Below are 22,382 nucleotides of genomic sequence, written 5' to 3'. Positions count from 1 at the left end.
AATTCGTGCTCAAGCTTAATCCTAGTCGAAAGCCGCTGCGACGGGCCACAACTTGCGGACAAAAAGCCTCAGATGGCCGTGGAAAAGCCGCCACTGGGCCGCGGAGCATCGCACGGTGTACGATTGTCGCAATGAGTGTGCTGACCGGCGGGAGGTCAACCCGATGCCTTCCGATGCGACCATTCGGATTTTGATCGCCGACGATCACCCCGTCGTTCGGCAGGGATTGGCCGCCATGATCGATCGCCAAGCGGCCATGCGCGTCGTCGCCGAAGCGGCCGACGGCCGCGAAGCGGTGACGCGCTACCGGGAGCACCTGCCCGATGTGGCCCTGATGGATTTGCGGATGCCCGCCATGGACGGCGTCGAAGCGATTGTCGCTATCCGCTCCGAATTTCCCGACTCGCGGATTATCGTGCTCACCACCTACGACACCGATGAGGATATCTATCGGGGGCTGCGGGCCGGGGCGATGGCCTTTTTGCTCAAAGAAGCGCCCACCGAAGAGTTGGTCGAGGCGATCCGGGCTGTGCACGCGGGCCACAAGCGCATTCCCCAACAGGTGGCCGCCAAACTGGCCAACCGCCTGAGCAATCCCGAACTGACCGCCCGCGAGCTCGAAGTGTTGCACCTGGTGGTCAAAGGCCAGACCAACAAAGAGATTGCCGCCAGTCTGTTTATCGGCGAGGGCACCGTGCGCGCCCACATGAACAACATCCTCGCCAAAATGGGCGCCCACGACCGCACCCAGGCAGCCACCCTCGCCATTCGTCGCGGGCTGGTTCGACTCGAATAAATCGGCAGTTCGCCGATAAAAATCTCTGGGCATTTATTCCATAGTAATTCACAAAAATAAATGGCGGCTCCTATATGAAGACAGCCGCCAGCATTGAAAATCGATATGAAAACAGAGTGTGGAAAGGGTTCCGGTCGTGGGCCTAAACGTGTGTATGTCAGCCCCTCGACGGTTCTGGTGGAAGGTTTCGCTTCCCTTCGGGCACTGCGAAGCAGGGGAAACGACAAAAACCCTGCACCACAGACTCACCACCGGAACCCCTATCCAGTTGTCGACCATTCGCCTCCCTGCCGTCGTTCTCCTCCGTTTGGCGATGTGCGGGAATAAACCGTAAAATCTGCCCGCGATGGCCTGCAAGGGACGATGTGTTTGATTCATTTCCCTTACTTAATTATTAGTTTCTATCACTTTTTAAATTGACGGCTCAGTCATGAGATAGAAAGTAACACTCAACCGGTAGGAAGAAGCGTTTCTTTGCGGACGCATCCCAGGGCAGGGAGCGGCGGGCTCTCTCCTGCAGCGCCTACTGGCCGTCGGCGGTGGTGAGCAGGCCGTACAGCTCCGGACGCCGGTCGCGGAAAAACCCGAACGAAGCGCGGTGGCGGCGCACCTCCGCCAGGTCGAAGCTGGCGGTGATCACCCCTTCTTCTTTGCGGCCCAACTCGGCCACTGTATCGCCGCGGTGGTTGCAGATAAACGAGTGGCCGTAGAAAGTCTGATTGCCCTCGGTGCCGGTGCGGTTGGCCGCCACCACCGGGATGACGTTGGAGACGGCGTGGCCTACCATCGCCCGCTGCCAGGGGTCTTTGGTGTCGAGATCCGGGCTCTCGGGTTCGCTGCCGATGGCGGTCGGATAGAAGAGCACCTCCGCCCCCATCAGCACCATCGCCCGGGCCGCCTCCGGAAACCACTGATCCCAGCAGATGCCGACGCCGATGGTGGCGTAGCGGGTGCGCCAGACCCGAAAGCCGGTGTTGCCGGGGCGGAAGTAGAATTTTTCTTCGTAGCCGGGGCCGTCGGGGATGTGGCTTTTGCGGTAGGTGCCCAGGCAGCGGCCGTCGGCATCGACGATGGCGATGCTGTTGTAGTGGCTCTGGCCGGCGCGCTCGAAAAACGAGACGGGGATCACCACCCCCAGTTCGGCGGCGATGGCCTGGAAGTGGGCGATAGTCGGGTGCCCCTCGGCCGGTCGGGCCAGATCAAAAAACTGGTCGCGTTCCACCCGGCAAAAATAGTGGCTCTCGAACAGCTCCGAGGGCAAAATAATCTGCGCTCCCCGCTCGGCGGCCTCGCGCACCAGGGCGCTGACGCGCTCGACGTTGGTCGCCACATCTTCGACAAAGGCTGTTTGCAGAGCGGCGACGGTGAGAGCACTCATGATCCGGCCTCCGGTTGTTGTTGGGTGATGCAGTGGAACGCGCCGCCCCCCAGCAAGATGGTGCGCGCCGGCAGACCGACCGTCCGGCGGCCCGGGAAGAGCGCGGCGATGGCGCTGACGGCCGCTGCATCCTGGGGCGCGCCGTAGGTGGGCACGGCGACGGTGCGGTTGGCGATGTAGAAGTTGACGTAACTGGCGGGCATCACCTCGCCATTGTCGTCCACCACCCGGCCCGGCGACGGGACGCGCACGACTGTCAGCATCCTGCCCGCCGCGTCGGTAAAACCGGCGAGGGTGGCGGCGATATTATCGAGCACCGGGGCGTTCGGGTCATCCGGAGCCGCCTGCATGCAGACCACGACGCCGGGGGCTGCGAAGCGGGCGATCGTGTCGATATGACCGTCGGTGTGGTCGTTGAGGAGCCCTTCGTCGAGCCAGAGCACCTTGCGAACCCCCAGCGCTTCTTTGAGCCCCTGCTCGATGGCTTTACTGTCCATACCGGGGTTGCGGTTGGGGTTGAGCAGGCACTGGCGGGTGGTCAGGCAGGTGCCCTCGCCGTCCACCTCGACGGAGCCTCCCTCCAGGACCCAGGGGAAGCTGTAGGTCGGCAGATCCGCCGTCGCGGCGACGGCGGCGGCCACTTCTGTGTCGTGGTCAAGCACGTACTTGCCGCCCCAGCCGTTGAAGGCGAAACGCACCGCCGCCAGGGCGCGGCAGGGGCCGGTTAGAAAAATGGGTGCGGTGTCGCGCAGCCAGATGTCGCCGAACCGGATGCGGTGAAAGCGCGCCCCCAGGCCTTCGAGGGCCAGGCGGGCGGCGCGCTCCGCCTCGGCATCGGGAACCAGGATTTTGAGGTACTCACCCCGGGGCAGGCCGCTCTGCGGGTCCGGGTCGGCGATCGTCCGGCACAGCCCGGCAAATTCCACCTGCGCCTTGGGCAGATCGCTCTGCCACAATTCGGCGTCGCTCGGCCAGGCGAGCCAGCAGGCGCTATGGGGTTGCCATTCGGCAGGCTGGATAAAGCCATCACTGAGCGGAGTCTGCATCGATGCTCGCGGTAGTCACCCCATCCAGCATGGCATCGCCCGGATTACAGCAGCAACCGAACACGGACTGACCTCTGCCTGATATAGACTAGTTGTAAACACTAGTCGAAGTGCAATCATCATGATTACCGTCGGTGCCTTTGAAGCGAAAACCCATCTGTCGGCTCTGCTTGACCGCGTCGAGCGCGGCGAGGTGGTTGTGATTACCAGGCACGGCAAACCGGTGGCCCAGCTGATCGCAGCCGGAGCTACGGAGCGTTCAAACGTCGAGCAAACCATTGCCAAGTTGAAGGCTCTGCGCAAGGGCAGCAGCCTCGCCCCGTTCTCCTGGAAGGAGCTGCGCGATGAGGGGCGTCGGTGAGCAGTTTTGTCCTCGACTGCTCGATCGCCATTTGCTGGTGTATCGAGGATGAAGCGACACCCCAGACCGACGCTTTGCTGGAGCGACTGCGGGACGAGGGGGCAATCGTTCCTCCTTTGTGGTACTTCGAGCTCGGCAATGTACTGCTGCAGGCGGAGCGGCGCGGTCGTCTGAATGCGGCTCAGGTAAGCGCCCGGCTCGGGTTGATTGCCGAGCTTCCCATCAGCAGCGACGAAGGGAGAGCGGCCAGAGCTTTGCACGAAACTCTGCTTCTGGCGCGAGGTGAGAAGCTGACCCTCTACGATGCGGCTTATCTGGAACTTGCCATGCGCCGCGCCCTGCCTATCGCAACGAAGGACAGTGCTCTACGGGCGGCGGCTCTGCGCGTCGGTGTGGATGTGTTGCCGCCTTGATGACGATTTGTACTAATTCCAGGGATTGAACAACTGCACACCGCAGCTCTCGAAATCGTCTACGTTCCGGGTAGCCAGGGCCGCGCCTCGCGAGCGAGCGATCGCCACAATTTGCGCATCGAACTGCGCGATAGGTCGACCCGCCTGACGGCGAGCGGCAGCAAGCACCCCGAACTCGCACGCCGCTGCACTATCAAAGGGAAGCACTCGTCCGCCTAAATCCTCCTCAAATATGGACTGCACAGCGGCTTCGAGTTGCTCGCGGCGTCGGCCAGTCGGCATCAATGCCAGACCATAGAGAATTTCGGCCTGGGTCACGGTTGTGGTGAATAAACTCGCAGACGGCCGGGTAGCCACCCAGCGCTGCACTTTCTGCGAGGGCAATGCTCTCATCAGCTCCGAGAGGACATTGGTATCGAGGATAATCATTCCTCGAAAGTCATCGGCTCGCGCATCGGCCCGCGTGGTGTCTGCGGCAGCTCCACACCGCCGAGCGGTGCAAATCGTCGCCGGATCGCCTCGGCAAGGTCGCAAGGACTGGCTCGCTCTTCGGCCAGAGCCGTGCGCAAGATATCGCGCGCCTCGTCCTCCATCGAGCGGCCGTGCTGTGCGGCCCGCACCCGCAACCGTTCTTTGAGGGGCTCATCCAGGTTTCTAATCGTAATACTTGCCACGGGTGTGCAGTGCAATCATCGATATCATTGTAATCATTGATTGCGCCGGTTGCGGCACCATCTCCTCCAGGTACGACCGAGGATACGCACGAAGGCACACGATGCCTCCGCACAAAAGCGGCGGTAAGATTCGATTCAGTGGGTATCTATTGAACAACGCGTAGTGTACAGTTTCGACTTTGGGACCAGCAACACCGTCGTGGCCCGCTGGAATCGCGCCCTCGCCCAGCCGGAGACCCTTGCCGTCAGGGGCCTGAGCCAGGTGGAATCACCGCCGCTCGTGCCAAGCGTGCTCTATGTGCAGGATGCGGGAGCGGACCGGGTGCTGGCGGGCCAGGAGGTGCTCGCCCGCGGCCTGGATAACAGCGGCGATCCGCGTTTTTTCAGCAACTTCAAACGGGGGATCGGCTCGGCGGTGCAAGGATTCGTCCCCGCCCTCGACGGTGTCGAAGTCGGTTTTGAACGGGTGGGGCTGTGGTTCATCCGGCGATTGATCGCCGCGCTGAGAGATCAAGGCGAATCACCCGACGACGTCGTGTTCACCGTCCCGGTCAACAGCTTCGAGTTGTACCGCCAGTGGCTATTGGCCGGATGCAGCGAACTAGAGGCGACGCGCATCCAGTTGCTCGACGAATCGACCGCCGCCGCCCTGGGCTATGGGCTCGAAAATGGGCAGACGGTGCTGGTCATCGACTTTGGCGGCGGTACGCTGGATCTGTCGCTGGTGCAACCGGCGGTACCCGAGCAGAGTCCGGACGGCTTCTTGCTCAAGTGGGGCCGCAAGCTCTTTGCCGGCAAAGACAGCGCGCCGCGCACCCCCACCGCCCGGGTACTCGCCAAGGTCGGGCGCAACCTGGGAGGCATGGACATCGACACCTGGCTTGCCGACAGCCTCGCCCGCCAACAGAAACTTCCCAAAGGGGCGCTGTTGCAGCGGGTCGCCGAGCGGCTCAAGATCCGGCTTTCGAGCGAAACGGCGGCCACGGAGGTCTATTTTGACGAAGATTCGCTGCGCACCTGCAAGCTGACACTGGAGCGCGAACAGTTCGAAGCGCTCCTGGCCGCGCGCGGCTTTATCGCCCAACTCGACGAGAGCCTGGGCAAGCTGTTGCAGCAGGCCCGCCAGCGCAACCTCGATCCGGAGGCGATCGACGCGGTGATTCTGGTGGGAGGTACCTGTCAGATCCCGGCGGTGCAAAACTGGGTGGTCGATCGCTTCGGGGCCGCCAAAGTGCGCAAGGACAAAGTGTTCGAAGCGGTGGCCCATGGGGCGCTGCGCCTGGGCCAGGGGTTGCAGGTCGAAGATTTTCTCTACCACGCCTACGGAGTGCGCTACTGGGATCACCGTAAATCTCGCCACGGCTGGCACGCGCTGTTTAAGGCCGGACAGGCCTACCCCACCGCCAACCCCGTCGAACTGGTGCTGGGGGCCTCGGTCTCCAACCAGCCGGTCATCGAACTGGTGGTGGGCGAAATGGGCGACGGAGAAGACACCGAGGTCTTCTTCGAGGACGGTCGGCTTACCATCCGCACGAGCGCGTCCGAGCAGACCGTCCGGTCCCTCAACGACACGGACGAAGGCCGGGTGGTGGCCCGGCTCGAACCGCCCGGCTTTCCGGGGCGCGACCGGGTGAAGGTGCAACTGCGAGTCGACGCCCGGCGCCAGCTGCGCATCACGGTGGAGGACTTGCAGACCCAGCAGACACTCCTGCAAGATCAGCCGGTCGTCGAGTTGCGCTAGGAGCCGCCGGAGTCTCGCTTTGGCGCTATCGTGCCAATTTCTATGAGCACGATTCTGAAAAAAGATCTCCAAAGACTCAAACACAGGTCGGAAGCCTGGTTTAGCGCATGGAAAGGTTTATATTCTCATTGATCCAACTGCTGAGCCGCCAGGAAAACCTGCTTAGCGCTCAGATGCAATCCAGGTGGGCCAGGAATCGCGACATCGGTGCTGTAAACCCGAGCGGTGCCGTCTGCGGAGTAAATGGCGATTGTTTCTGGTTGCGGGTCTGCGACCCAGACGTGCAGAATCCCGGCGGCAAGATAGTCACGGGCTTTGGTGGCGAACGTCTCCAGGCTCTGTCCGGGTGAGACGACCTCGACCACAAATTCGGGGGCCACCGGGCAGGCTTCGTTGCGCCGCCATTCGCTGGGCAGGCGCTCGTAGGAAATGTAGGTAAGGTCGGGCACGGGAACCCAGTCCACGCCTCCACGCTTAAGAATCACGCCCCATTCGGCCCGAACGCGGCCTCTACCTCTACATCTGGCGCGGATCAGCTGCAGCAGGGCATCTTGAATAGTCGCATGCAAGAACTTGGGAGACACCTTGGGCACCGCCTGACCGTCAATCAATTCCAGCGCCGTGTCATCATCCGGCAGTTCCAAAAATTCCTGAAGGGTCAATCGCGTGCGCATGGAAAGCCGTTCCCGATGGCTATCAACCGTTCACCACAACTATAGTTCGCCGGATCTGGCCCTGAAGAATAAACATGTACGATTACTCAAGCCAGAGCACGCGGCTCCCTGAGAATAAGCTGCCTGACAACGAAAGCGGCTCAATTGGATTAAACTGTTCGAGTCTTGCAGGTGTTGACGGCGGTGTGTATGGCAATCCTCAATAAACGGCCGCACTGGGTGAAACAAGCAATCTGGACCACGCTCGCCGGACTGCTGGGAGCGATGGCAACGGCCCCAGTAGTTGATGCTGCCCCCGAAGCGAGCAAACCTGCCGCTGTCAAGGGCAGCGCTGCGGCCAGTGCCTACAAGACAGTCGATGTGATGCCGGATTTCTGGCGCTTTTGGGAGCAGGCTCCCAGCAAACCCTTGCCTGAGAGGGTGGCCTTGTTTCGGCAGATGGTGATCCAGCCCCATCAAGCGCTCTACGACGCGACCGTGGGCACCGTGGACGACCAGCGGTTGAGCGAATATCTGGGCAGCATCGACAAGTACGTTCCTGTCATGCGCAGATTGAGCGGGCAGCTTGTCCGGGAAGTGTCCACCAACTATGCCGGTTTCAAAAAAATCTTTCCCGATATGGCCTGGAACGGCACAGTTTACCTGATGCCGTCGCTCTATACCTTCGACGGGCAGACCGACCAGGTCGAAGGGCGGCAGGCGCTGCTATTCGGCCCCGATGCCATGGCCCGCTACAAGTACGCAAGGCTCGGCGTGCTCATTCAGCACGAACTGTTCCATCTCTACCACGAGCAGGTCAATCCCAAGGAATTCAAAGAAGCGAACGGCTCACCGGATCAAGCGCCCGTCTATCTGCAGCTGTGGACGGAGGGGCTGGCCACCTACGCCAGTGCCAAGCTCAATCCCGGAGCGAGTACCGGTGAAGTGCTTCTGAGCGCCCCCCTGGCTCAAAAAGGACCGGCGCTGTTGCCGCGCATCGCAGAGCAATTGCTGCTCAAACTCGATTCGACGGCAAAAGCGGACGCGAGCCGCTTTTTTGACGGCGGCGCCAAAAGCAAGGATCTACCCGCGCGCAGCGGCTACTACGCGGGGATGCGGGTGGCGGAGGAGCTGAGCAAAACCTTCACCCTCGCCGAGATGGCCCGCCTCGGAGGCCCCCTGCTGCGCCGGGAAATCGAGAATGTTCTAACGACCTTCAAAGACGGCCCCAAAACCCCGCCGTCTACTCCTCCTGGGTGAGCACCGCTTTGGTGGCGGGCCGGGCGCGCCGGGCCACCGGTCCCCACCAGCCTAGCGGCCGGGCGCGCTCGTAGAAGCGCGCGAGGGTGGTTTCATCGTCGGGCGGAGTCAACAGCGCTACGCCTACCCAGGCCACGGTCGTCAGCGCCATCGAAGCGAGAATCCAAACGGCAAAATCCTGCTCTGGCAGCAGCACGAAGCGCACCAGCACGTAGATGAGCGGACCGCCGATTGACGCGGTGAGCCGGGCTTTGGTGTTGAAGCGCCACCACCACCACTGCGCCCAGTTGGCGGGCAGTTCCGCGGCACTCAGGCCGATCATAAATATGGCGATGTCGAGCAGGTAATTGACGCCGAAGACGACGCCCATGGACATGGCCAGGATGAGCAGCGTCACCGCCTTGCCGACTTTGAGGTAGTGGGCGTCGGGTTTGTCGGGACGCCAATAGCGGCGGTAGATGTCGTTGACGACCACCTGGGCGCCGAAGTTGAGGTTGGAACTGACCGTCGACATCAGCGAAGCGATGATCGACACCAGCACCATCCCCAGCAGGCCGCTTGGGATGTACTTTTCGATGAGCATGCCGTAGGCCAGTTCCGGGTCCACCGCCCCCGTGTGCAATCCCGGCCAGACGACCATCGCCCCCAGCGCCGGCAGCGACAGGGCCAGCAAGAACAAAAACAGCACCACCTCGGTCCAGACGTACATGCGCGCCGCCTCCCGGCCGTTGCGGCACGAGAGAATGCGCTGGCCCTCCATGGCGCCGCCCAGGGGAGCAACGTCGCCGCCGTAGCCGATCGAGGTGCCGAGGGTGAAGGCAATCACCGCAAAGAGCGAGACGTACTTGTCTTCCAGCGGCGGCACACTGCTCAGTACTCTGGCCCCATCGGGCAGTTGCGCCAGTGCCTCCCCCAGACCGACCGGCCCGCCAAAATCGACCAGGACAGCCACCAGCAGCACCAGGCTGCCCAGAAAAATAAACAGCGATTGGAGTGCGTCGGTGATCACCACCCCCAGGTAGCCGCTGAAGTAGAGGTACACCAGGATGACCGGGACAACCAGCAGCATCGTCTCGATTTTGCCCAGGCCGAATATCGGGGTCACGACCTTGGTCATGCCCAGAAGCCCCGCCCCCGTCCAGGCGACAATTGCGATAAATGCCGAGCGAAAGGCGATCCAGCCGCGCATCCAGCTCGCTCCCCGGCCCGCAAAGCGCAGTTCGTAAAACTCCGGCGAGGTAAAAATCTTCAGCCGCCGCCAGAACAGGGCGAAAAGCACCCCGCCAATCAAAAGCGCCCATCCGAAGCGGGCGATATAAAACCAGCCCATGTACAGGCCCGTGGCGACGGCCAGCCCGCAATAAAACGGGGCCACATCGGCGTTCAGGCAGGTGCTGGCATAGGAAATGCCGTTGAGCCAACCCGGCAGGTTGCGCCCGCCCAGAAAATAGTTCTCAAGGCCCTGCTGGGCAAATTTGCGCAACGACCAACCGATCGACAGCAGCATGGCAATGTAAATGCCGATGACGGCCCAGTCCAGCGCGTTCAGTTGCATGGGTTTTTCCAAGCGGGCGTAGATCTTGGATAGCGTAGCTCGATCCGACCGGCAAAGGAAGAACCGCAGGCGCTACTGGGCTTTGAGCACGATCAGCGTCATGTCGTCGCCGCAGCGACCGCTCGGGCAGAACTGGCGCAGTTGTTCGTAGAGGTATTCAAGAATTTGCTCGGGCGATTCGTAGTGGGTGACCGCCCAACGCACCGCCTGGTTGAGCCCCTGCTCCCCGAAGCGGTTGTTGTTGCGGTCGGCGGCCTCGGTGAAGCCGTCGGTGTAATAGATCACCGCGTCGCCGGGGTGCAGTTGCAGGCTCGACTGCTGGTAGTGACTCTCCGGGTCGAGGCCGATGAGCATGCCGGGGTTGTCGAGCAGGTAGGTCTCGCCCGCACTGGCGTTCCAGTAAATGGGCGGAATGTGGGCGGCGTTGCTGTAGTGCAGTGTGCGGGTATTCGGGTCGTACTCCGAATAAAAGAGCGTCACAAACCGGTTGGAATTTTCCAGATCCGTGAACATGACGTGGTTGAGGTGCTGCAGGATGAGCGCGGGCGGATCTTGCCGGAGCACTTCGGCTCTGAGCATGCCGCGGGTCATCGTCATCAGCAGCCCGGCGGGCACGCCTTTGCCCATCACATCGCCAATCACGATGCCCCAGCGGTTGGTGTTGGTGATCGGGATAAAGTCGTAGTAGTCGCCGCCCACCTTATCGGCGGATTGGCAGCGGGCTGCGAGGGTAATCCCGTTGATGCGCGGACAGCTTCTGGGCAGCAGCTGCGCCTGAATCTCAGAGCCAATCTCCAGTTCGCGATCGAGCTTTTCCTTGCGCTGCAGTTCTTTGTTGAGCGAGTCGTTTTCGACCGCCACAGCGGTCTGGTCGGCCACCAGGCGCAACAGCTTCTGGCGTCCCTCGGTCCACTGATAATTGACGGCGCGCGAAAAGACGTACAAACGGCCGCGCAGGGCACTTTTGACCAGGATCGAAGTGCTGTGGCTCACCACCCACGGATCGTTGCCGAGGCGCTCCTCAGCCGCCGCCTGCTCGGCACTCAGGTGGCGCAACCCGTCGAGGATCGTTTCTAGAGCCGGCTGCCACTTGGTATCCGGGCAGTAAAGCTTCACCAGGCCCGGCTGGCTGTCCTCGGCAAAGAGCACGACCGCCCCGGCCTCCGCGTCCGTTACCCGCGCCGCCATCAGCGGAATGAGTTCAAGCAGCTGGTTGAGGTTGCTCAGACTGCGCAGGGCAAAACCCAGCGAGCTGAGCAGATCCTGGATTTTGCGCTGTTCCCGGTTGAGTTGGCTGGCCAGATCCATCAGCGTCAGCGCCGGGGGAGGCTGGCCGGATTCGGTGGGGAACTTGGGCAAAGGTGAGGTTGACATCGGTCGGGATCAAAGGTACCCACTAGAGTATCCCAGGAGTCTGCTCCCCGCGATCGGATTCTTTACATTCGGGATGGCGGTTGTTTTTAGATCCTGAGAGATGGTTCATACGGTTTCCTCTATGCCCAAGCCGCGGTTGCTGATTGCCGCGAGCGGCACCGGCGGACATATCTTTCCGGCTCTGGCGGTGGCTGGCGAATTGAGCGAATTTGAGATCGCCTGGCTTGGGGTTCCCGACCGGCTGGAGAACAAACTGGTTCCCGGCCGCTACCCGCTGCACACCGTCGCTCTACAGGGGCTCAACCGCAAACCCGGCCCCCAGTGGCTCGAAGCCGCCTCCCAGACCTTTGCCGCCTACCGCTACGCCCGGAACCTATTGAGTCAGGAACGCTTCGCGGGGGTGTTCACCACCGGCGGCTACATCGCCGCCCCGGCGGTGCTCGCCGCCCGCAGCCTGAACCTGCCTGCCATCGGTCACGAATCGAATGTGCTGCCGGGCAAGGTGATCCGCTACCTCGCCCGCTGGATGCGCTCCTTGGGCCTCGGCTTCGCCGAATCGGCCACCTACGTCAGTGGGGCCACGACCCGCTGGGTGGGTACACCGGTGCGCCCCGAGTTTTTGATCTCCCCCAATCCGCTGCTCGATGTTCCGGTGCCGCCCGAGGCGCCCTTGATCGTGGTGATGGGGGGCTCCCAGGGAGCCAGGGCGATCAATCAGATGGTGGGCGAGTGCGCCCCCGGCTGGCTTGAGCGCGGCTGGTGGATAGTACACCTCACTGGTGCCGGTGAATACGATGCCGTGCGCGAGGGTACCCCCGACCACCCCGCTTACCGCATCTACGCCTTCTGGGAAAAGATGGCCCCGCTGCTCTCCCGCGCGGATCTGGCCATCAGCCGCGCCGGGGCGGCGACCCTCAGCGAATTGCTCGTCACCGGCACCCCGTCGCTTTTGATTCCCTATCCGTTTGCCGCCGAGGATCACCAGAGCGTCAACGCCGCAGCCCTCGTGCGCGCCGGGGCGGCTCTCCAGTTTTCTCAAGCGGCCCTGAGTGCCCCGCTCCTGGACCGCACCGTCCAGGCCCTCCTGGACAATCCCGAAACCCTGGCCAGGATGGCTGCGAGCGCACGCAGGCTCGCGGTTCCCGATGCCGCCCGCCGCACAGCCGATTTGGTGCGCGAGTGCGTTCGCCATTAAAAAGGCTGTCGGCAGTCCGGCTGCGATAGCATGGCCCTACAGGATTCAAGCGAAACGACAATGCCTATCCAGGGCGAAAACCTGCTGAATGAGTATGGAAAAGACATTTCGCTACTCAGTGACGAAGAATTGGAAATTCTGGTTTCAATTCGCGTTGCACCCGAGCAGGATGAACGGTTGCATTGTTTACTTGAAATGCATCGCGACGGCGCTCTAGAGCCTTCCGAACAAGCAGAACTTGAAAGGCTGATGACCTTGTTCGAGGGTAACGTTTTAAAGCAATCGCAGGCAGGAGCCGAACTTGCACGCCGTAAAAGACTCCGGGCAGCGCATGTGTGACTCGTAGGTCCATCGGCACGACTCTCGACACGAAGGTCAGAAACTGGGCAAAGCACCGTTGCAGCTACTGCCTGCTTGAGCAGGAGTACGCAGGGGGCTTTACTCTGGAAATTGAACACATCTCGCCGGTTCAAAAAGGTGGCACGAATGTGGAAGCGAACCTGGCCCTCTCATGCAAGTGGTGCAATCTGTCCAAGGGAACGAAAATCGACGGCCTAGATCCGGTTACGGGCAATATCGTACGTTTGTTCAATCCTAGAATCGACAATTGGTCGGAGCATTTTCAGTGGGCAACCGATAAGGTGACCCTGGAGGACAAAACCGAGATTGGCCGGGCCACTGTCTTGGCGCTAAATATGAACAGACAGTTGGCATTGAAGGTGCGTGGGAACTGGGTGATCGCGGGCTGGCATCCTCCGAAAATGCAATAGCAGGAGGTGCGACTGAAACTCTTAGATCGCCCACTGTGCTACAGTCTCAGGCAGTTCCGCCATCCGCCGCTACCGTTGGATCCGCCTCGTCCGATTTCTCAAGTTTTTACCAGTCGCAAACTGGCCGCCGTGCTGTTTTTGGGCTTTTCATCGGGGTTACCGTACAACCTGACTTTCGATACCTTGCAAGCCTGGATGACGGGAGCAGGAATCACCCTCACGACCATTGGACTATTCAGCCTTGCCAGGCTGCCCTACTCGCTGAAGTTTCTCTGGTCGCCGGTGGTGGATCGCCTGACTCCTCCCATTTTCGGCCGCCGCCGGGGCTGGATTGCGCTGATGCAGCTCGCCATCGCCCTAGTGTTGACGGTTATGGCCACAGTTGATCCCCAGGGCCAATTGCAGATATTGGCAGTGCTGGCGGTGCTATTAGCCTTATTGAGCGCCACCCAGGATATCGCTTTCGACGCCTACCGTACCGACATCCTCGATGCCGAAGAACTTGGGGCCGGGGCCGCTTTGGGAGTCTTAGGTTACCGTTTCGCTCTGGTGGTGACTAGCGCCCTCGCCTTCCGGCTGGCCGAATGGCGCTCCTGGCCGGAGGTGTATCTGTGGATGGCCGCCTTGATGGCGGGCGGCGTCTTGATTACCCTCTGGTCTCCTGAACCTCGCAATCTTCAACCGCCCCCCAGCCTGGCAGAAGCGGTTCGCCTGCCGCTTGTCGAATTTTTCGGCCGCTCGGGAATGGGCCGGGGTCTGGCGATCCTGGCATTTATCGTGCTCTACAAATTGGGCGACACGCTCGCTCTCACCATGACCGTTCCGTTCCTCAAGACCCTCTTCAGCGAGGGCACCATCGGCGACATTCGCGGCGGGGTCGGCTTTGTGGCGACCACGCTCGGCGTGCTGGCGGGCGGTCTGTTGCTGGGCCGCATCGGGATCAACCGCTCGCTGTGGGTGTTCGGTGCGCTGCAGGCAGCGAGCAACCTCGGCTACTTTCTGCTGGCCCTGGCCGGGAAAAGTCCGCTGTTGTTCGCAGCGGTGGTCACCGTCGAAAACGGTTGTGCGGGATTGGGAACGGCGGCGTTCGTCGCTTTTTTGATGAGTCTGTGCGACGCGCGCTACTCGGCTACCCAGTACGCCCTATTGTCGAGCCTGATGGCCGTGGGCGGGATCGTCCTCGGATCCACCACTGGCCTTGTAGCTGGGGCCACCGGCTGGCCGCTGTTTTTTGTGCTCACCGCCACCGCCGCCGTACCGGGGCTGTTGCTGCTGCCGCTATTTGCTCCTTGGAAGGAACGCACTCCCGCCACAGCGATCAAAAGCACTTTTTGAAAACCTGGACGACTTCGCCGGGAACGTCAGTGCGCTGCGGGTGGTCGAATGGATTCTGACTGCGACGTGCCGCTGATGCCTATCGTTGTGCTTTTGTTGGTGATCGCCGGCTCGGGTGGACCGGGGTCAGCCCAGCCGGCGGACGACCGGCCCGAGCGCTGCGTGGCGCGCCCACCGGCAGGTCTAGTGGCAAGCGACGTGATGATCTGTGCTCCCCAGGCCCAACCGCCCGCAGGTACACAACCCGAAAGCTTCCGACGGCAAAAGCGACAGGGCGGCGTTGATGTCCCACGGCCCCCGAAACCTGCATCCCCAGGGCTGGCTGCGCCATCCAGCACACCGTGAATCGCAGGCACTTTGGTTTGCGATGGACCGTAACAAATTGTTCAAACGTATTCGTTGTTACGGCACCGAATTCGAGTGGGCGCAGGCCCGACAACGTTCAAGCGGCGGTGTTTAAATAGTTTCAACGTTCTGCCGGGAGAAAAGCGTTGACCCTGAGTCGATATCTTCTCAAAAAAACCGTGGCCGACCTGCAAAAAGAAGGGGGCCTCGACGGAGGGTTAAAGCGCACCCTCGGTCCCATCAACTTGATTAGCCTCGGGGTGGGTGCCATCATCGGCGCCGGGATTTTCGTGATCACGGGGCAAGCCGCTGCCCAGTACGCCGGGCCGGCCATCACCATTTCGTTCATCCTCGCCGCCTTCGCCTGTGCCTTTGCGGGGCTGTGCTACGCCGAATTCGCCGCTTTGCTTCCCATCTCCGGCAGCGCCTACACCTATGCCTACGCCACTCTGGGCGAACTGGTGGCCTGGATCATCGGCTGGGATTTGATTATCGAGTACGCGCTATCCGCCGCGACGGTGGCTGTCGGCTGGTCGGGCTATGTGGTGAGCTTTCTGAGGGATTTCGGCATTGTTATGCCGCCACAATTCACCGCCTCCTTCGGCCAACCGGTGACCCTCGCCGACGGTACGACGGCGGCCGGGTTGCTCAACGTCCCGGCTGTGCTGATTATCCTGGCGCTCTCGCTGCTGTTGGTGGTGGGCGTGAGCGAATCGGCTTCCGTCAACGGCATCATTGTCGTCGTCAAAGTGGCCGTGATCGTCGCCTTTTTGGTTTTCGGCGCCAGTTACATCGACACGGCCAACTGGACGCCGTTTATTCCCGAACCGGTCGAACCGGGCCGATACGGGTACTTTGGTATCCTGCGGGCGGCGGGGGTGATCTTTTTTGCCTACATCGGTTTCGATGCGGTCTCCACCGCCGCCCAGGAAGCCAAAAATCCCCAGCGCGACATGCCCATCGGCATTCTGGGTTCACTGGTCGTCTGCACGGTGCTCTACATCCTGGTGGCCCTCGTGCTCACCGGGATCGTCGATTACAGGCAACTGGGCGTGCCCGACCCGATCGCCGTGGGTGTAGACGCCATCGGCCTGGGTTGGCTCACGTTCATCGTCAAAATCGGCGCCATCGCCGGGCTCACCTCGGTGATGCTCGTGACCCTGTACGGCCAGACGCGCATCTTCTACACGATGAGCCGCGACGGCCTGCTGCCACCGCTATTTAGCGCCATCCACCCGCGCTTCAAGACCCCTTATCTCTCGACGATGCTGCTGGGTCTTTTTGTGAGCGTCGTGGCAGGCTTGGTCCCCCTGGGCATCCTGGGAGAACTGGTGAGCATCGGCACGCTGTTCGCCTTTATCGTCGTGAGCGCCGGAGTGCTCTTTTTGCGCTACCGCCAGCCGGATCTGCCCCGGCCTTTTCGCTGTCCGCTGGTGCCGTGGGTACCGCTTGCCAGCATCGTCGCCTGCCTGGCGTTGATGTCCGGGCTACCTGCCGACACCTGGCTGCGGCTGTTTGCCTGGCTCGGGCTGGGATTACTGGTTTACTTCGTCTACGGGCGCGTGCACAGCAAGTTGCAATCGAGAAGAGCTTGATTGATCGTTGCTCGGAAGCCGGGCGACCTTGAGGATAATCTCCCACTCCCCGGGACTTACCGGCAGCACCGAGAGGCGGCTGCCGCGCCGGAGCAACGGCATCTGTTCAAGACCCGCCGTTGCGCGCAGGCGCTCCAGGGTGACAACCTCGGCAAACTGCGCGCCAAAGGCGACGTCGACCATCTGCCAGATGGGCTTTGCGGCCGTTGCCTTCGCGTCGAAATAGGGACTGGCTGGATCGAGGGCGGTGTGGTCGGGGTAGGCTTCGCGCACGACTTCGACAATGCCCGCCACGCCGGTGGGGTTGGCGTTGCTGTGATAGAAAAAGCCCAGATCCCCCACCCGCATGGCGAGCATGAAATTGCGGGCCTGGTAGTTGCGCACGCCGCTCCAGTCGGTGGTGCCGTCCGCCTTCAGATCGGCTATCGAGTAGGCGCCCGGCTCGCTTTTGAACAACCAGCGGGCCATCGTCTAGGAGGACTTGCGATACATCTGCTCAAGCATCGACCGCATGCGCTCCAGTTCGCTGTTGGGCTCCAGGGCTGCCTGCTCGGGACTCCAGTCGAGGGTCTCCTTGGACTTCTCCGGCGGCATCACCAACTGGCCCGCCTCGACGACGATCAGCCCAAGGGACGAATCCTCGCAGAATTGCTTGATCTCCTCGGCTTCGATCAGTTCGACCTCCGGCACTATGAAATCCTGGGCTTCGAGCAGGTTGGCGTAGCGCTCGGCATCCTCCCGACTCTCGAAGGCCACCACGGTGTTCTCGCTATCGACATTCAACGTGTAGATACCTTCGTTCTCGGACCCCGAATTGAAGATCAGCACACAAAGTTGCATGGATCCCCCTCTATTGGTCTTCGGTCCATATTGTAGCTTCCGCGAATCGATCGAACGTATCTGGGGACACGACCTGCAGAAAGCGACGATTGTGGTATAGATATTCTGTCCTCTGTGGGATGACTATCTATGAAACAAACAATGCTGCTGATGGCCGCCCTGGTGGTGTGCTGGAGCGCCCCTGCGCTCGCGGACGAAAAGAAAGGTTTTACGGTCGGCGGATTCGAGTTCGAATCGCAAGAAGCGTTTATCGATAGCGGTGCGCGGTGCGCGGTGGCGCCCCCGAACCCGGCGGTGATTAAAGAAGTACAACAGAAGCTCGATCGCTGGACGGCGGCGCGCCGTCGTCCCGACGGCACCCTCGAAGCTGTCGCCACCAAGACCATCCCGGTGGCTTTTCATGTCATCTACAGCGGCAGCACCGGCAACATCTCGGATACGGCCATCGCCGATCAAATTCGCGTGCTCAACGACGCCTTCGCCCCTTCGGGCTTTCAATTTCAACTCGCCTCGACCGACCGGACCAACAACTCCAGCTGGTTCGGCATGACCCCCGGTTCGAGTGCGGAGCGCTCCGCCAAATCCGCCCTGAGCGTCTCGCCCCAGACAACCCTCAACTTCTACTCTGCCAACCCGAGCGGCGGCTTGCTCGGTTGGGCAACTTTCCCCTGGTATCTTGACAACGACCCCGACAACGACGGGGTGGTGGTGCTTTACTCGTCGCTGCCGGGTGGCAGTGCCTTTCCGTACGACGAGGGCGACACCGGCACCCACGAGGTCGGCCACTGGCTGGGTCTCTACCACACCTTCCAGGGCGGCTGCTCCAGCAGCGGCGACTCGGTGAGCGACACGCCCTCCGAAAAATCGGCGGCCTACGGCTGTCCCACCGGCCGGGACAGCTGCCGCCGACAGTCGGGCCTCGATCCGATCATCAACTTCATGGACTACACCGACGACGCCTGCATGGTCGAATTCACCGGCGGCCAGGCCACCCGCATGCAGTCGAGCGTCGCCACCTACCGCCCCGAGTTGTGATCCCCGGCCCGCCACCCCCCCAAAGGCGGGCTGCCTCCATAAAATAAGGGACGGGCGCCCCGACAGCCAGGCAGGATTCGCCATGCTCCACGATCCCCAACAACCGGAACTGTTTCCGAAGCTCTCCGCCGAAGAACTCAAGCGGCTGGGTGAACACGGTCGCGAGGTGGATCTGGCGCCGGGGCAGGTGATCTTTCAAGAAGGGGACCCGGTCTCCCGCTTCTTCGTCGTCCTCCAAGGACAAGTGCAGGTCACCAAACGGGTGGACGGTCAGGATCAACTGCTGACCGTTCACCAGCCGGGCGAATTTACGGGCGAAATTTCGATGGTCACCGGCGGCCCCTCGCGGGCCACCGGCCGCTCCCTGGGGGTTAGCCGGGTGCTTGAAATCGAGCCGGAGGCGTTCAAGCGCGTCCTTGCCGAATGTTCCCAGGGGGCGGCGGTGATCTTGGCGGCGATGGCGGGACGGGCCACGGACCTCGAAGGGCAGATGCGTCAGCAAGAAAAACTGGCCGCCCTCGGCAAACTCGCCGCCGGACTCGCCCACGAACTGAACAACCCCGCCGCCGCCGGTCGCCGGGCTGCCCAACAGTTGCGCGAAGCGCTCGCGAGTGTCCAGACCCGCCTGCTCGGGCTGTGCGAAGGGCTGTTCGCTCCCCAGGAGCGCAACTTACTCGTGGCATTGCAAAAAGCAGCGATCGGCCATGCCGCCTGTGCGCCGCGCCTCGACCCGCTCGATCAAAGCGACCGCGAGGAATCCCTGGGCGAATGGCTGGAGGAGCGGGGCATCGCAAACGCCTGGGAGGCTTCTCCGGCGCTGGTGGCGGCGGGCATCGACCCCGACAAGCTCACTCCCCTGGCCGAAGGCTGCACCCCGGAGGCGTTCGGCGAAGCGCTCCACTGGCTGGTCGAGACGCTCACCCTGGCCGAGCTGGTCAACCAGGTGGACCAGAGCACCGGCCGCATCTCGCAACTGGTCAAGGCGATCAAGTCCTACTCCTATATGGATCAGGCGCCTTTGCAGGAAATCGACGTGCACGAAGGACTCGACAACACGCTCACCATCCTTCACCACAAGCTCAAGTACGGCATCACCGTCCACCGCCGGTACGCCCCAAATCTGCCGCGCATCTTTGCCCACGGCAGCGAACTCAATCAAGTCTGGACGAATCTGATCGACAACGCTGCCTTCGCCATGCAGGGCAAGGGTGAACTGACCATCCGCACCGCCCCCGGTCCGGATACGGTCCATATCGAAATTACCGACAACGGCCCCGGTATCCCGCTGGAGATCCAGACGCGCATCTTCGAGCCGTTTTTTACCACCAAAGGGGTCGGCGAAGGTTCAGGTTTGGGTCTCGATATTGCTCGCCGCATCGTCGTCAAGCACCACCACGGCACGATCCGCGTCACCTCCAAACCCGGCGAGACGCGCTTTAGCATCTGTCTGCCCGTCCGGCAGCCCAAGCAACAACCAGGGGAGAAATAGCGATGCTCGACATCGAGACTTTGCAGCGGGTGCCCCTATTTGCCAATCTTCCGGAGGAGCGGCTGCACTGGCTTCTGGGCGAGGGCCGGGAGCTGTGGCTGGAGCCGGGACAGATCCATCGCGCCGCCGGGGAGCCCGCGGATTACGTCTTTGTGATCCTCGAAGGCGAGATCCAGATCGTCAAACACGAGGGTCAGCAGGAGATTTTGCTGGTCACCCACGTCCCTTACACCCTCTACGGCGAATTGCCCATTTTGACGGGAGATCCCCACTACTGGGCGAGCGGCCGGGCCCAGGTGCGCTGCCGGATCTTCGAATTCGGCAAGGAGGCCTTCTGGGAAATGCTCTCCTCCTGCAGCTGTGTAACGACGAGCATCCTACGCACGATGGCCCTGCGGATGCAGGCGGTGCAGACGCTCTCGCAGCACCGCGAAAAACTGGTCGCCCTCGGCAATCTTGCCGCCGGACTCGCCCACGAACTGAATAACCCCGCCGCCGCCGCCCAGCGCGCCGCCCGGCGGCTGCAGGAAATCTTTCAGGTGCTCCAGCCTGCCGCTTTGCAGTTGGGCCGCCAGGTGGTCGACTGCGAGCAGCAGGCGTTTTTGGTGGGCCTGCAGCGCGAAGCGCTCGCCAGGGCCGCGAGTACCTCCAGACTCGATCCGCTCACCCGCAGCGACCGCGAAGAGGAGATTGCCGCCTGGCTCGAAACGCACGGTGTGACGCAGTGCTGGCAACTGGCGCCGACGCTGGTGGGGGCGGGCCTCGACACCGACTGGCTAGCCAAGATCGCCGAGCGGATGCCCGCCCCGGCCCTGGACAAGGTGCTTGTCTGGCTGGAGGCCAATCTCAGTGGGGTCGGGCTGTTGACGGAATTGGTCCAGAGCACCGAACGGATCTCAAAGCTCGTCAAGTCGATCAAAGACTACTCCTACCTCGATCAAGCCCCGCTGCAGGAGGTCGATATCCACCAGGGGCTGGAGAGCACCCTGACCATGCTCGGCCACCGGCTCAATGGGTCGATCGCTGTCGAGCGCGATTACGACTACACCTTGCCTGCGATTACCGCCTACGGCAGCGAACTCAACCAGGTCTGGACGAACCTCATCGACAACGCCATCGACGCGCTCGAAGCGAATGGGTGCGGATGCATCCGCATCCGCACCCGGCATGAGCACGAGGTGGTGCTGGTCGAAATTGCCGACGACGGCCCCGGTATTCCGGCTGCAGCCCAATCCCATATCTTCGACCCGTTTTTTACCACCAAGGCTGTGGGCGAAGGCACCGGCCTCGGGTTGCATATCGTCTATCAGGTCGTGGTCGTGCAGCACCATGGCGATGTCCGCTTACTCTGCGAACCGGGAGACACCCGCTTTCAGGTGCGCTTGCCCCTCCGTATCGGTTGATCAGCCAGGCTATCGGACTCAGACCCGGCTTACGAAGTGCAGCACGATGGCAAAGTGATCTTCAAAAAAGAGATCTTCATGGATGTACAGATCCGCAAGCGACATCCAGAGGGCTTTGTCGGCGTCGTCGCCGCCTTTAACCGGCGGCAACTTGCCCGCTTTGAGCTGGATGAAGTAGGCATGGGTAATCGTCCGGCCGCGCAGCGAGCGGCTCGGGTTGTCGAAGACGTGGCTGTCGACGATCGAACCGCGCAGCACCGGCATCGGCACCTTGAGACCGGTCTCTTCTTTGAGTTCGCGCAACATGCCTTCGAGCAGCGTTTCGTCTTGATCGACAAAGCCGCCGGGTAGCGCGTAGAGACCCGAACCGTAGCGGGATTTGCGCCGGACGATCAGCACATGGCCCGACTGCACCACCACCGCATCGACGGTCACGAAGGTGGGTGGGTAAGGAGCCACCGACCAGGCTTTTTGGTTGTGTTGAATGAAGTCGTACTCGGCACAGAGTTCGCCGAAGCGCGCTTCGCTTTGAAAGGCGCTCAGGCTCACCTGCACCCCCACCGGCAATTTGTCGTAGTACGTGGCTTCGGGGGCGCGGCTCAAGTAGGCGGCGCGGATATCGGTGGAGTGGATGTCGCGGTAATTGCCCGTCTCGATATAGCTCCACTGTGGAAAGCTATCCAGGTAGTAGGAGCTTTCGTCTTTTCGGTGACCGATGATGGCGATGGCGCTCTCGTCCCCGGCGATGGCGAGCACTTTTTGTTGGATGTCCGCCACCCAGAGGTTGTCGCTGTAGAGCTGGTCGCGCACGGGCGCAAAGTGGATGCGCTCCAGGAGGTTCGGTTCGTCTTTGAGCGTGAGGCGGATCATCTGCTCGCGCTGGGAGGAGGTCCAGGGATTTTTGATGTTGGGGGCGGTGCGGTGGCTGCCGATGACGATAATCAGCTCCGACGCCTCCTCCAGGGCAATGCGCACAGTCTGCAGGTGACCCAGGTGAAACGGCTGAAAGCGGCCGATATAGATGCAGTAATCGTATTTTTTGCGCATCGCAGGCTCCCTGTGATGAAAAACATCCCCTCTCCGGGGGTGGCAATACCATCCTACAGAAAGCCCGGCAATTGCAA

23 protein-coding genes are annotated in these 22,382 nt (G+C 61.8%); 13 read left to right on the top strand and 10 right to left on the bottom strand.

What is annotated here, in order from left to right; genetic code table 11:
• Positions 1-163 precede the first annotated feature (163 nt).
• On the top strand, positions 164-796 hold the full coding sequence (locus GLL_RS08720; protein WP_011141682.1) for a response regulator transcription factor: 633 nt from the start codon (positions 164-166) through the stop codon (positions 794-796).
• A 523-nt stretch (positions 797-1,319) separates the two neighbouring features.
• Here GLL_RS08720 and aguB read toward each other — a convergent pair.
• Both aguB and GLL_RS08710 read right to left on the bottom strand, forming a co-directional pair.
• Complete coding sequence (gene aguB, locus GLL_RS08715; protein WP_011141681.1) at positions 1,320-2,174, bottom strand: N-carbamoylputrescine amidase; 855 nt, start codon at positions 2,172-2,174, stop codon at positions 1,320-1,322.
• Positions 2,171-3,220 carry an agmatine deiminase family protein gene (locus tag GLL_RS08710; protein ID WP_011141680.1) on the bottom strand — a complete coding sequence of 350 codons (1,050 nt, stop codon included), beginning with the start codon at positions 3,218-3,220 and terminating at the stop codon, positions 2,171-2,173. Before GLL_RS08710 ends, aguB begins: the two co-directional genes overlap by 4 nt.
• A gap of 121 nt (positions 3,221-3,341) precedes the next feature.
• On the opposite strand from GLL_RS08710, the gene GLL_RS08705 reads away from it, so the two are divergent.
• Together GLL_RS08705 and GLL_RS08700 are read left to right on the top strand one after the other, a co-directional pair.
• A complete protein-coding gene (locus GLL_RS08705; protein ID WP_011141679.1) occupies positions 3,342-3,581 on the top strand; it encodes a type II toxin-antitoxin system Phd/YefM family antitoxin in 240 nt (79 codons plus the stop codon).
• Positions 3,578-3,994, top strand: coding sequence for a type II toxin-antitoxin system VapC family toxin (locus GLL_RS08700; RefSeq protein WP_011141678.1), 417 nt, complete (start codon positions 3,578-3,580; stop codon positions 3,992-3,994). The genes GLL_RS08705 and GLL_RS08700 overlap by 4 nt, the downstream gene beginning before the upstream one ends.
• 12 nt (positions 3,995-4,006) lie before the next feature.
• Here the strand turns inward: GLL_RS08700 and GLL_RS08695 are convergent, their stop codons facing one another.
• Together GLL_RS08695 and GLL_RS08690 are read right to left on the bottom strand one after the other, a co-directional pair.
• On the bottom strand, positions 4,007-4,423 hold the full coding sequence (locus GLL_RS08695; RefSeq protein WP_011141677.1) for a type II toxin-antitoxin system VapC family toxin: 417 nt from the start codon (positions 4,421-4,423) through the stop codon (positions 4,007-4,009).
• Positions 4,420-4,668 carry a FitA-like ribbon-helix-helix domain-containing protein gene (locus GLL_RS08690; protein ID WP_011141676.1) on the bottom strand — a complete coding sequence of 83 codons (249 nt, stop codon included), beginning with the start codon at positions 4,666-4,668 and terminating at the stop codon, positions 4,420-4,422. Before GLL_RS08690 ends, GLL_RS08695 begins: the two co-directional genes overlap by 4 nt.
• 163 nt (positions 4,669-4,831) lie before the next feature.
• On the opposite strand from GLL_RS08690, the gene GLL_RS08685 reads away from it, so the two are divergent.
• The gene (locus GLL_RS08685) at positions 4,832-6,409 is read left to right on the top strand and encodes an Hsp70 family protein (RefSeq protein WP_011141675.1); all 1,578 of its coding nucleotides are present in this window, start codon (positions 4,832-4,834) and stop codon (positions 6,407-6,409) included.
• Between the two features lie 125 nt (positions 6,410-6,534).
• Here GLL_RS08685 and GLL_RS08680 read toward each other — a convergent pair whose 3' ends face one another.
• Positions 6,535-7,083, bottom strand: a complete 549-nt coding sequence (locus GLL_RS08680) for a Uma2 family endonuclease (protein ID WP_011141674.1) — start codon at positions 7,081-7,083, stop codon at positions 6,535-6,537.
• A gap of 219 nt (positions 7,084-7,302) precedes the next feature.
• Here GLL_RS08680 and GLL_RS08675 point away from each other — a divergent pair, with 219 nt between their 5' ends.
• Positions 7,303-8,322: a DUF5700 domain-containing putative Zn-dependent protease gene (locus GLL_RS08675; RefSeq protein ID WP_164928827.1), complete on the top strand. Its 1,020-nt coding sequence runs from the start codon at positions 7,303-7,305 to the stop codon at positions 8,320-8,322.
• On the opposite strand, the gene GLL_RS08670 is transcribed toward GLL_RS08675, so the two are convergent.
• Both GLL_RS08670 and GLL_RS08665 read right to left on the bottom strand, forming a co-directional pair.
• Complete coding sequence (locus tag GLL_RS08670) at positions 8,306-9,877, bottom strand: sodium:solute symporter family protein (RefSeq protein WP_011141672.1); 1,572 nt, start codon at positions 9,875-9,877, stop codon at positions 8,306-8,308. The genes GLL_RS08675 and GLL_RS08670 overlap by 17 nt on opposite strands.
• Before the next feature lie 72 nt (positions 9,878-9,949).
• Positions 9,950-11,251, bottom strand: coding sequence for a PP2C family protein-serine/threonine phosphatase (locus tag GLL_RS08665; protein WP_011141671.1), 1,302 nt, complete (start codon positions 11,249-11,251; stop codon positions 9,950-9,952).
• Positions 11,252-11,372: 121 nt separating this feature from the next.
• On the opposite strand from GLL_RS08665, the gene murG reads away from it, so the two are divergent.
• The 5 genes from murG (at position 11,373) to GLL_RS08640 (ending at position 16,491) form a co-directional block, all read left to right on the top strand.
• Positions 11,373-12,446, top strand: coding sequence for an undecaprenyldiphospho-muramoylpentapeptide beta-N-acetylglucosaminyltransferase (murG, locus tag GLL_RS08660; RefSeq protein ID WP_011141670.1), 1,074 nt, complete (start codon positions 11,373-11,375; stop codon positions 12,444-12,446).
• 30 nt (positions 12,447-12,476) lie between these two features.
• Positions 12,477-12,785: a hypothetical protein gene (locus tag GLL_RS08655; protein ID WP_011141669.1), complete on the top strand. Its 309-nt coding sequence runs from the start codon at positions 12,477-12,479 to the stop codon at positions 12,783-12,785.
• On the top strand, positions 12,782-13,216 hold the full coding sequence (locus GLL_RS08650) for an HNH endonuclease (RefSeq protein ID WP_011141668.1): 435 nt from the start codon (positions 12,782-12,784) through the stop codon (positions 13,214-13,216). Before GLL_RS08655 ends, GLL_RS08650 begins: the two co-directional genes overlap by 4 nt.
• Before the next feature lie 75 nt (positions 13,217-13,291).
• On the top strand, positions 13,292-14,551 hold the full coding sequence (locus GLL_RS08645; RefSeq protein WP_197530145.1) for an AmpG family muropeptide MFS transporter: 1,260 nt from the start codon (positions 13,292-13,294) through the stop codon (positions 14,549-14,551).
• A 491-nt stretch (positions 14,552-15,042) separates the two neighbouring features.
• Complete coding sequence (locus tag GLL_RS08640) at positions 15,043-16,491, top strand: amino acid permease (RefSeq protein WP_164928826.1); 1,449 nt, start codon at positions 15,043-15,045, stop codon at positions 16,489-16,491.
• On the opposite strand, the gene GLL_RS08635 is transcribed toward GLL_RS08640, so the two are convergent.
• Together GLL_RS08635 and GLL_RS08630 are read right to left on the bottom strand one after the other, a co-directional pair.
• Entirely contained in the window at positions 16,432-16,959 is a 528-nt protein-coding gene (locus GLL_RS08635; protein WP_011141664.1) for an EVE domain-containing protein, read from the bottom strand. The two genes, GLL_RS08640 and GLL_RS08635, sit on opposite strands and share 60 nt — an antisense overlap.
• A 3-nt stretch (positions 16,960-16,962) precedes the next feature.
• Positions 16,963-17,331, bottom strand: coding sequence for a DUF3110 domain-containing protein (locus tag GLL_RS08630; RefSeq protein WP_011141663.1), 369 nt, complete (start codon positions 17,329-17,331; stop codon positions 16,963-16,965).
• A 129-nt stretch (positions 17,332-17,460) separates the two neighbouring features.
• On the opposite strand from GLL_RS08630, the gene GLL_RS08625 reads away from it, so the two are divergent.
• The 3 genes from GLL_RS08625 (at position 17,461) to GLL_RS08615 (ending at position 21,258) form a co-directional block, all read left to right on the top strand.
• Positions 17,461-18,366 (top strand): zinc metalloprotease, encoded by a 906-nt coding sequence (locus GLL_RS08625; RefSeq protein WP_011141662.1) that lies wholly within the window; start codon positions 17,461-17,463, stop codon positions 18,364-18,366.
• An 82-nt stretch (positions 18,367-18,448) separates the two neighbouring features.
• Complete coding sequence (locus tag GLL_RS08620; protein ID WP_011141661.1) at positions 18,449-19,855, top strand: ATP-binding protein; 1,407 nt, start codon at positions 18,449-18,451, stop codon at positions 19,853-19,855.
• Between the two features lie 2 nt (positions 19,856-19,857).
• Positions 19,858-21,258 (top strand): ATP-binding protein, encoded by a 1,401-nt coding sequence (locus GLL_RS08615; RefSeq protein WP_011141660.1) that lies wholly within the window; start codon positions 19,858-19,860, stop codon positions 21,256-21,258.
• A gap of 18 nt (positions 21,259-21,276) precedes the next feature.
• Here the strand turns inward: GLL_RS08615 and GLL_RS08610 are convergent, their stop codons facing one another.
• Positions 21,277-22,305: a bifunctional nicotinamide-nucleotide adenylyltransferase/Nudix hydroxylase gene (locus GLL_RS08610; RefSeq protein WP_011141659.1), complete on the bottom strand. Its 1,029-nt coding sequence runs from the start codon at positions 22,303-22,305 to the stop codon at positions 21,277-21,279.
• Between the last annotated feature and the right edge of the window lie 77 nt (positions 22,306-22,382).

The organism is Gloeobacter violaceus PCC 7421 (assembly GCF_000011385.1).
In the GTDB taxonomy this organism is placed as follows: domain Bacteria; phylum Cyanobacteriota; class Cyanobacteriia; order Gloeobacterales; family Gloeobacteraceae; genus Gloeobacter; species Gloeobacter violaceus.
Note: the sequence above shows the minus strand (reverse complement) of the source record. Positions and strands in the feature narration are given on the sequence as shown.

Bases quoted from the DNA above. Each gene is read 5' to 3' on its own strand.
- GLL_RS08720 (WP_011141682.1), top strand. From the start codon at position 164: ATGCCTTCCGATGCGACCATTCGGATTTTGATCGCCGACGATCACCCC.
- aguB (WP_011141681.1), bottom strand. From the start codon at position 2,174: ATGAGTGCTCTCACCGTCGCCGCTCTGCAAACAGCCTTTGTCGAAGAT.
- GLL_RS08710 (WP_011141680.1), bottom strand. From the start codon at position 3,220: ATGCAGACTCCGCTCAGTGATGGCTTTATCCAGCCTGCCGAATGGCAA.
- GLL_RS08705 (WP_011141679.1), top strand. From the start codon at position 3,342: ATGATTACCGTCGGTGCCTTTGAAGCGAAAACCCATCTGTCGGCTCTG.
- GLL_RS08695 (WP_011141677.1), bottom strand. From the start codon at position 4,423: ATGATTATCCTCGATACCAATGTCCTCTCGGAGCTGATGAGAGCATTG.
- GLL_RS08680 (WP_011141674.1), bottom strand. From the start codon at position 7,083: ATGCGCACGCGATTGACCCTTCAGGAATTTTTGGAACTGCCGGATGAT.
- GLL_RS08670 (WP_011141672.1), bottom strand. From the start codon at position 9,877: ATGCAACTGAACGCGCTGGACTGGGCCGTCATCGGCATTTACATTGCC.
- GLL_RS08665 (WP_011141671.1), bottom strand. From the start codon at position 11,251: ATGTCAACCTCACCTTTGCCCAAGTTCCCCACCGAATCCGGCCAGCCT.
- murG (WP_011141670.1), top strand. From the start codon at position 11,373: ATGCCCAAGCCGCGGTTGCTGATTGCCGCGAGCGGCACCGGCGGACAT.
- GLL_RS08655 (WP_011141669.1), top strand. From the start codon at position 12,477: ATGGCCCTACAGGATTCAAGCGAAACGACAATGCCTATCCAGGGCGAA.
- GLL_RS08635 (WP_011141664.1), bottom strand. From the start codon at position 16,959: ATGGCCCGCTGGTTGTTCAAAAGCGAGCCGGGCGCCTACTCGATAGCC.
- GLL_RS08630 (WP_011141663.1), bottom strand. From the start codon at position 17,331: ATGCAACTTTGTGTGCTGATCTTCAATTCGGGGTCCGAGAACGAAGGT.
- GLL_RS08625 (WP_011141662.1), top strand. From the start codon at position 17,461: ATGAAACAAACAATGCTGCTGATGGCCGCCCTGGTGGTGTGCTGGAGC.
- GLL_RS08620 (WP_011141661.1), top strand. From the start codon at position 18,449: ATGCTCCACGATCCCCAACAACCGGAACTGTTTCCGAAGCTCTCCGCC.
- GLL_RS08615 (WP_011141660.1), top strand. From the start codon at position 19,858: ATGCTCGACATCGAGACTTTGCAGCGGGTGCCCCTATTTGCCAATCTT.
- GLL_RS08610 (WP_011141659.1), bottom strand. From the start codon at position 22,305: ATGCGCAAAAAATACGATTACTGCATCTATATCGGCCGCTTTCAGCCG.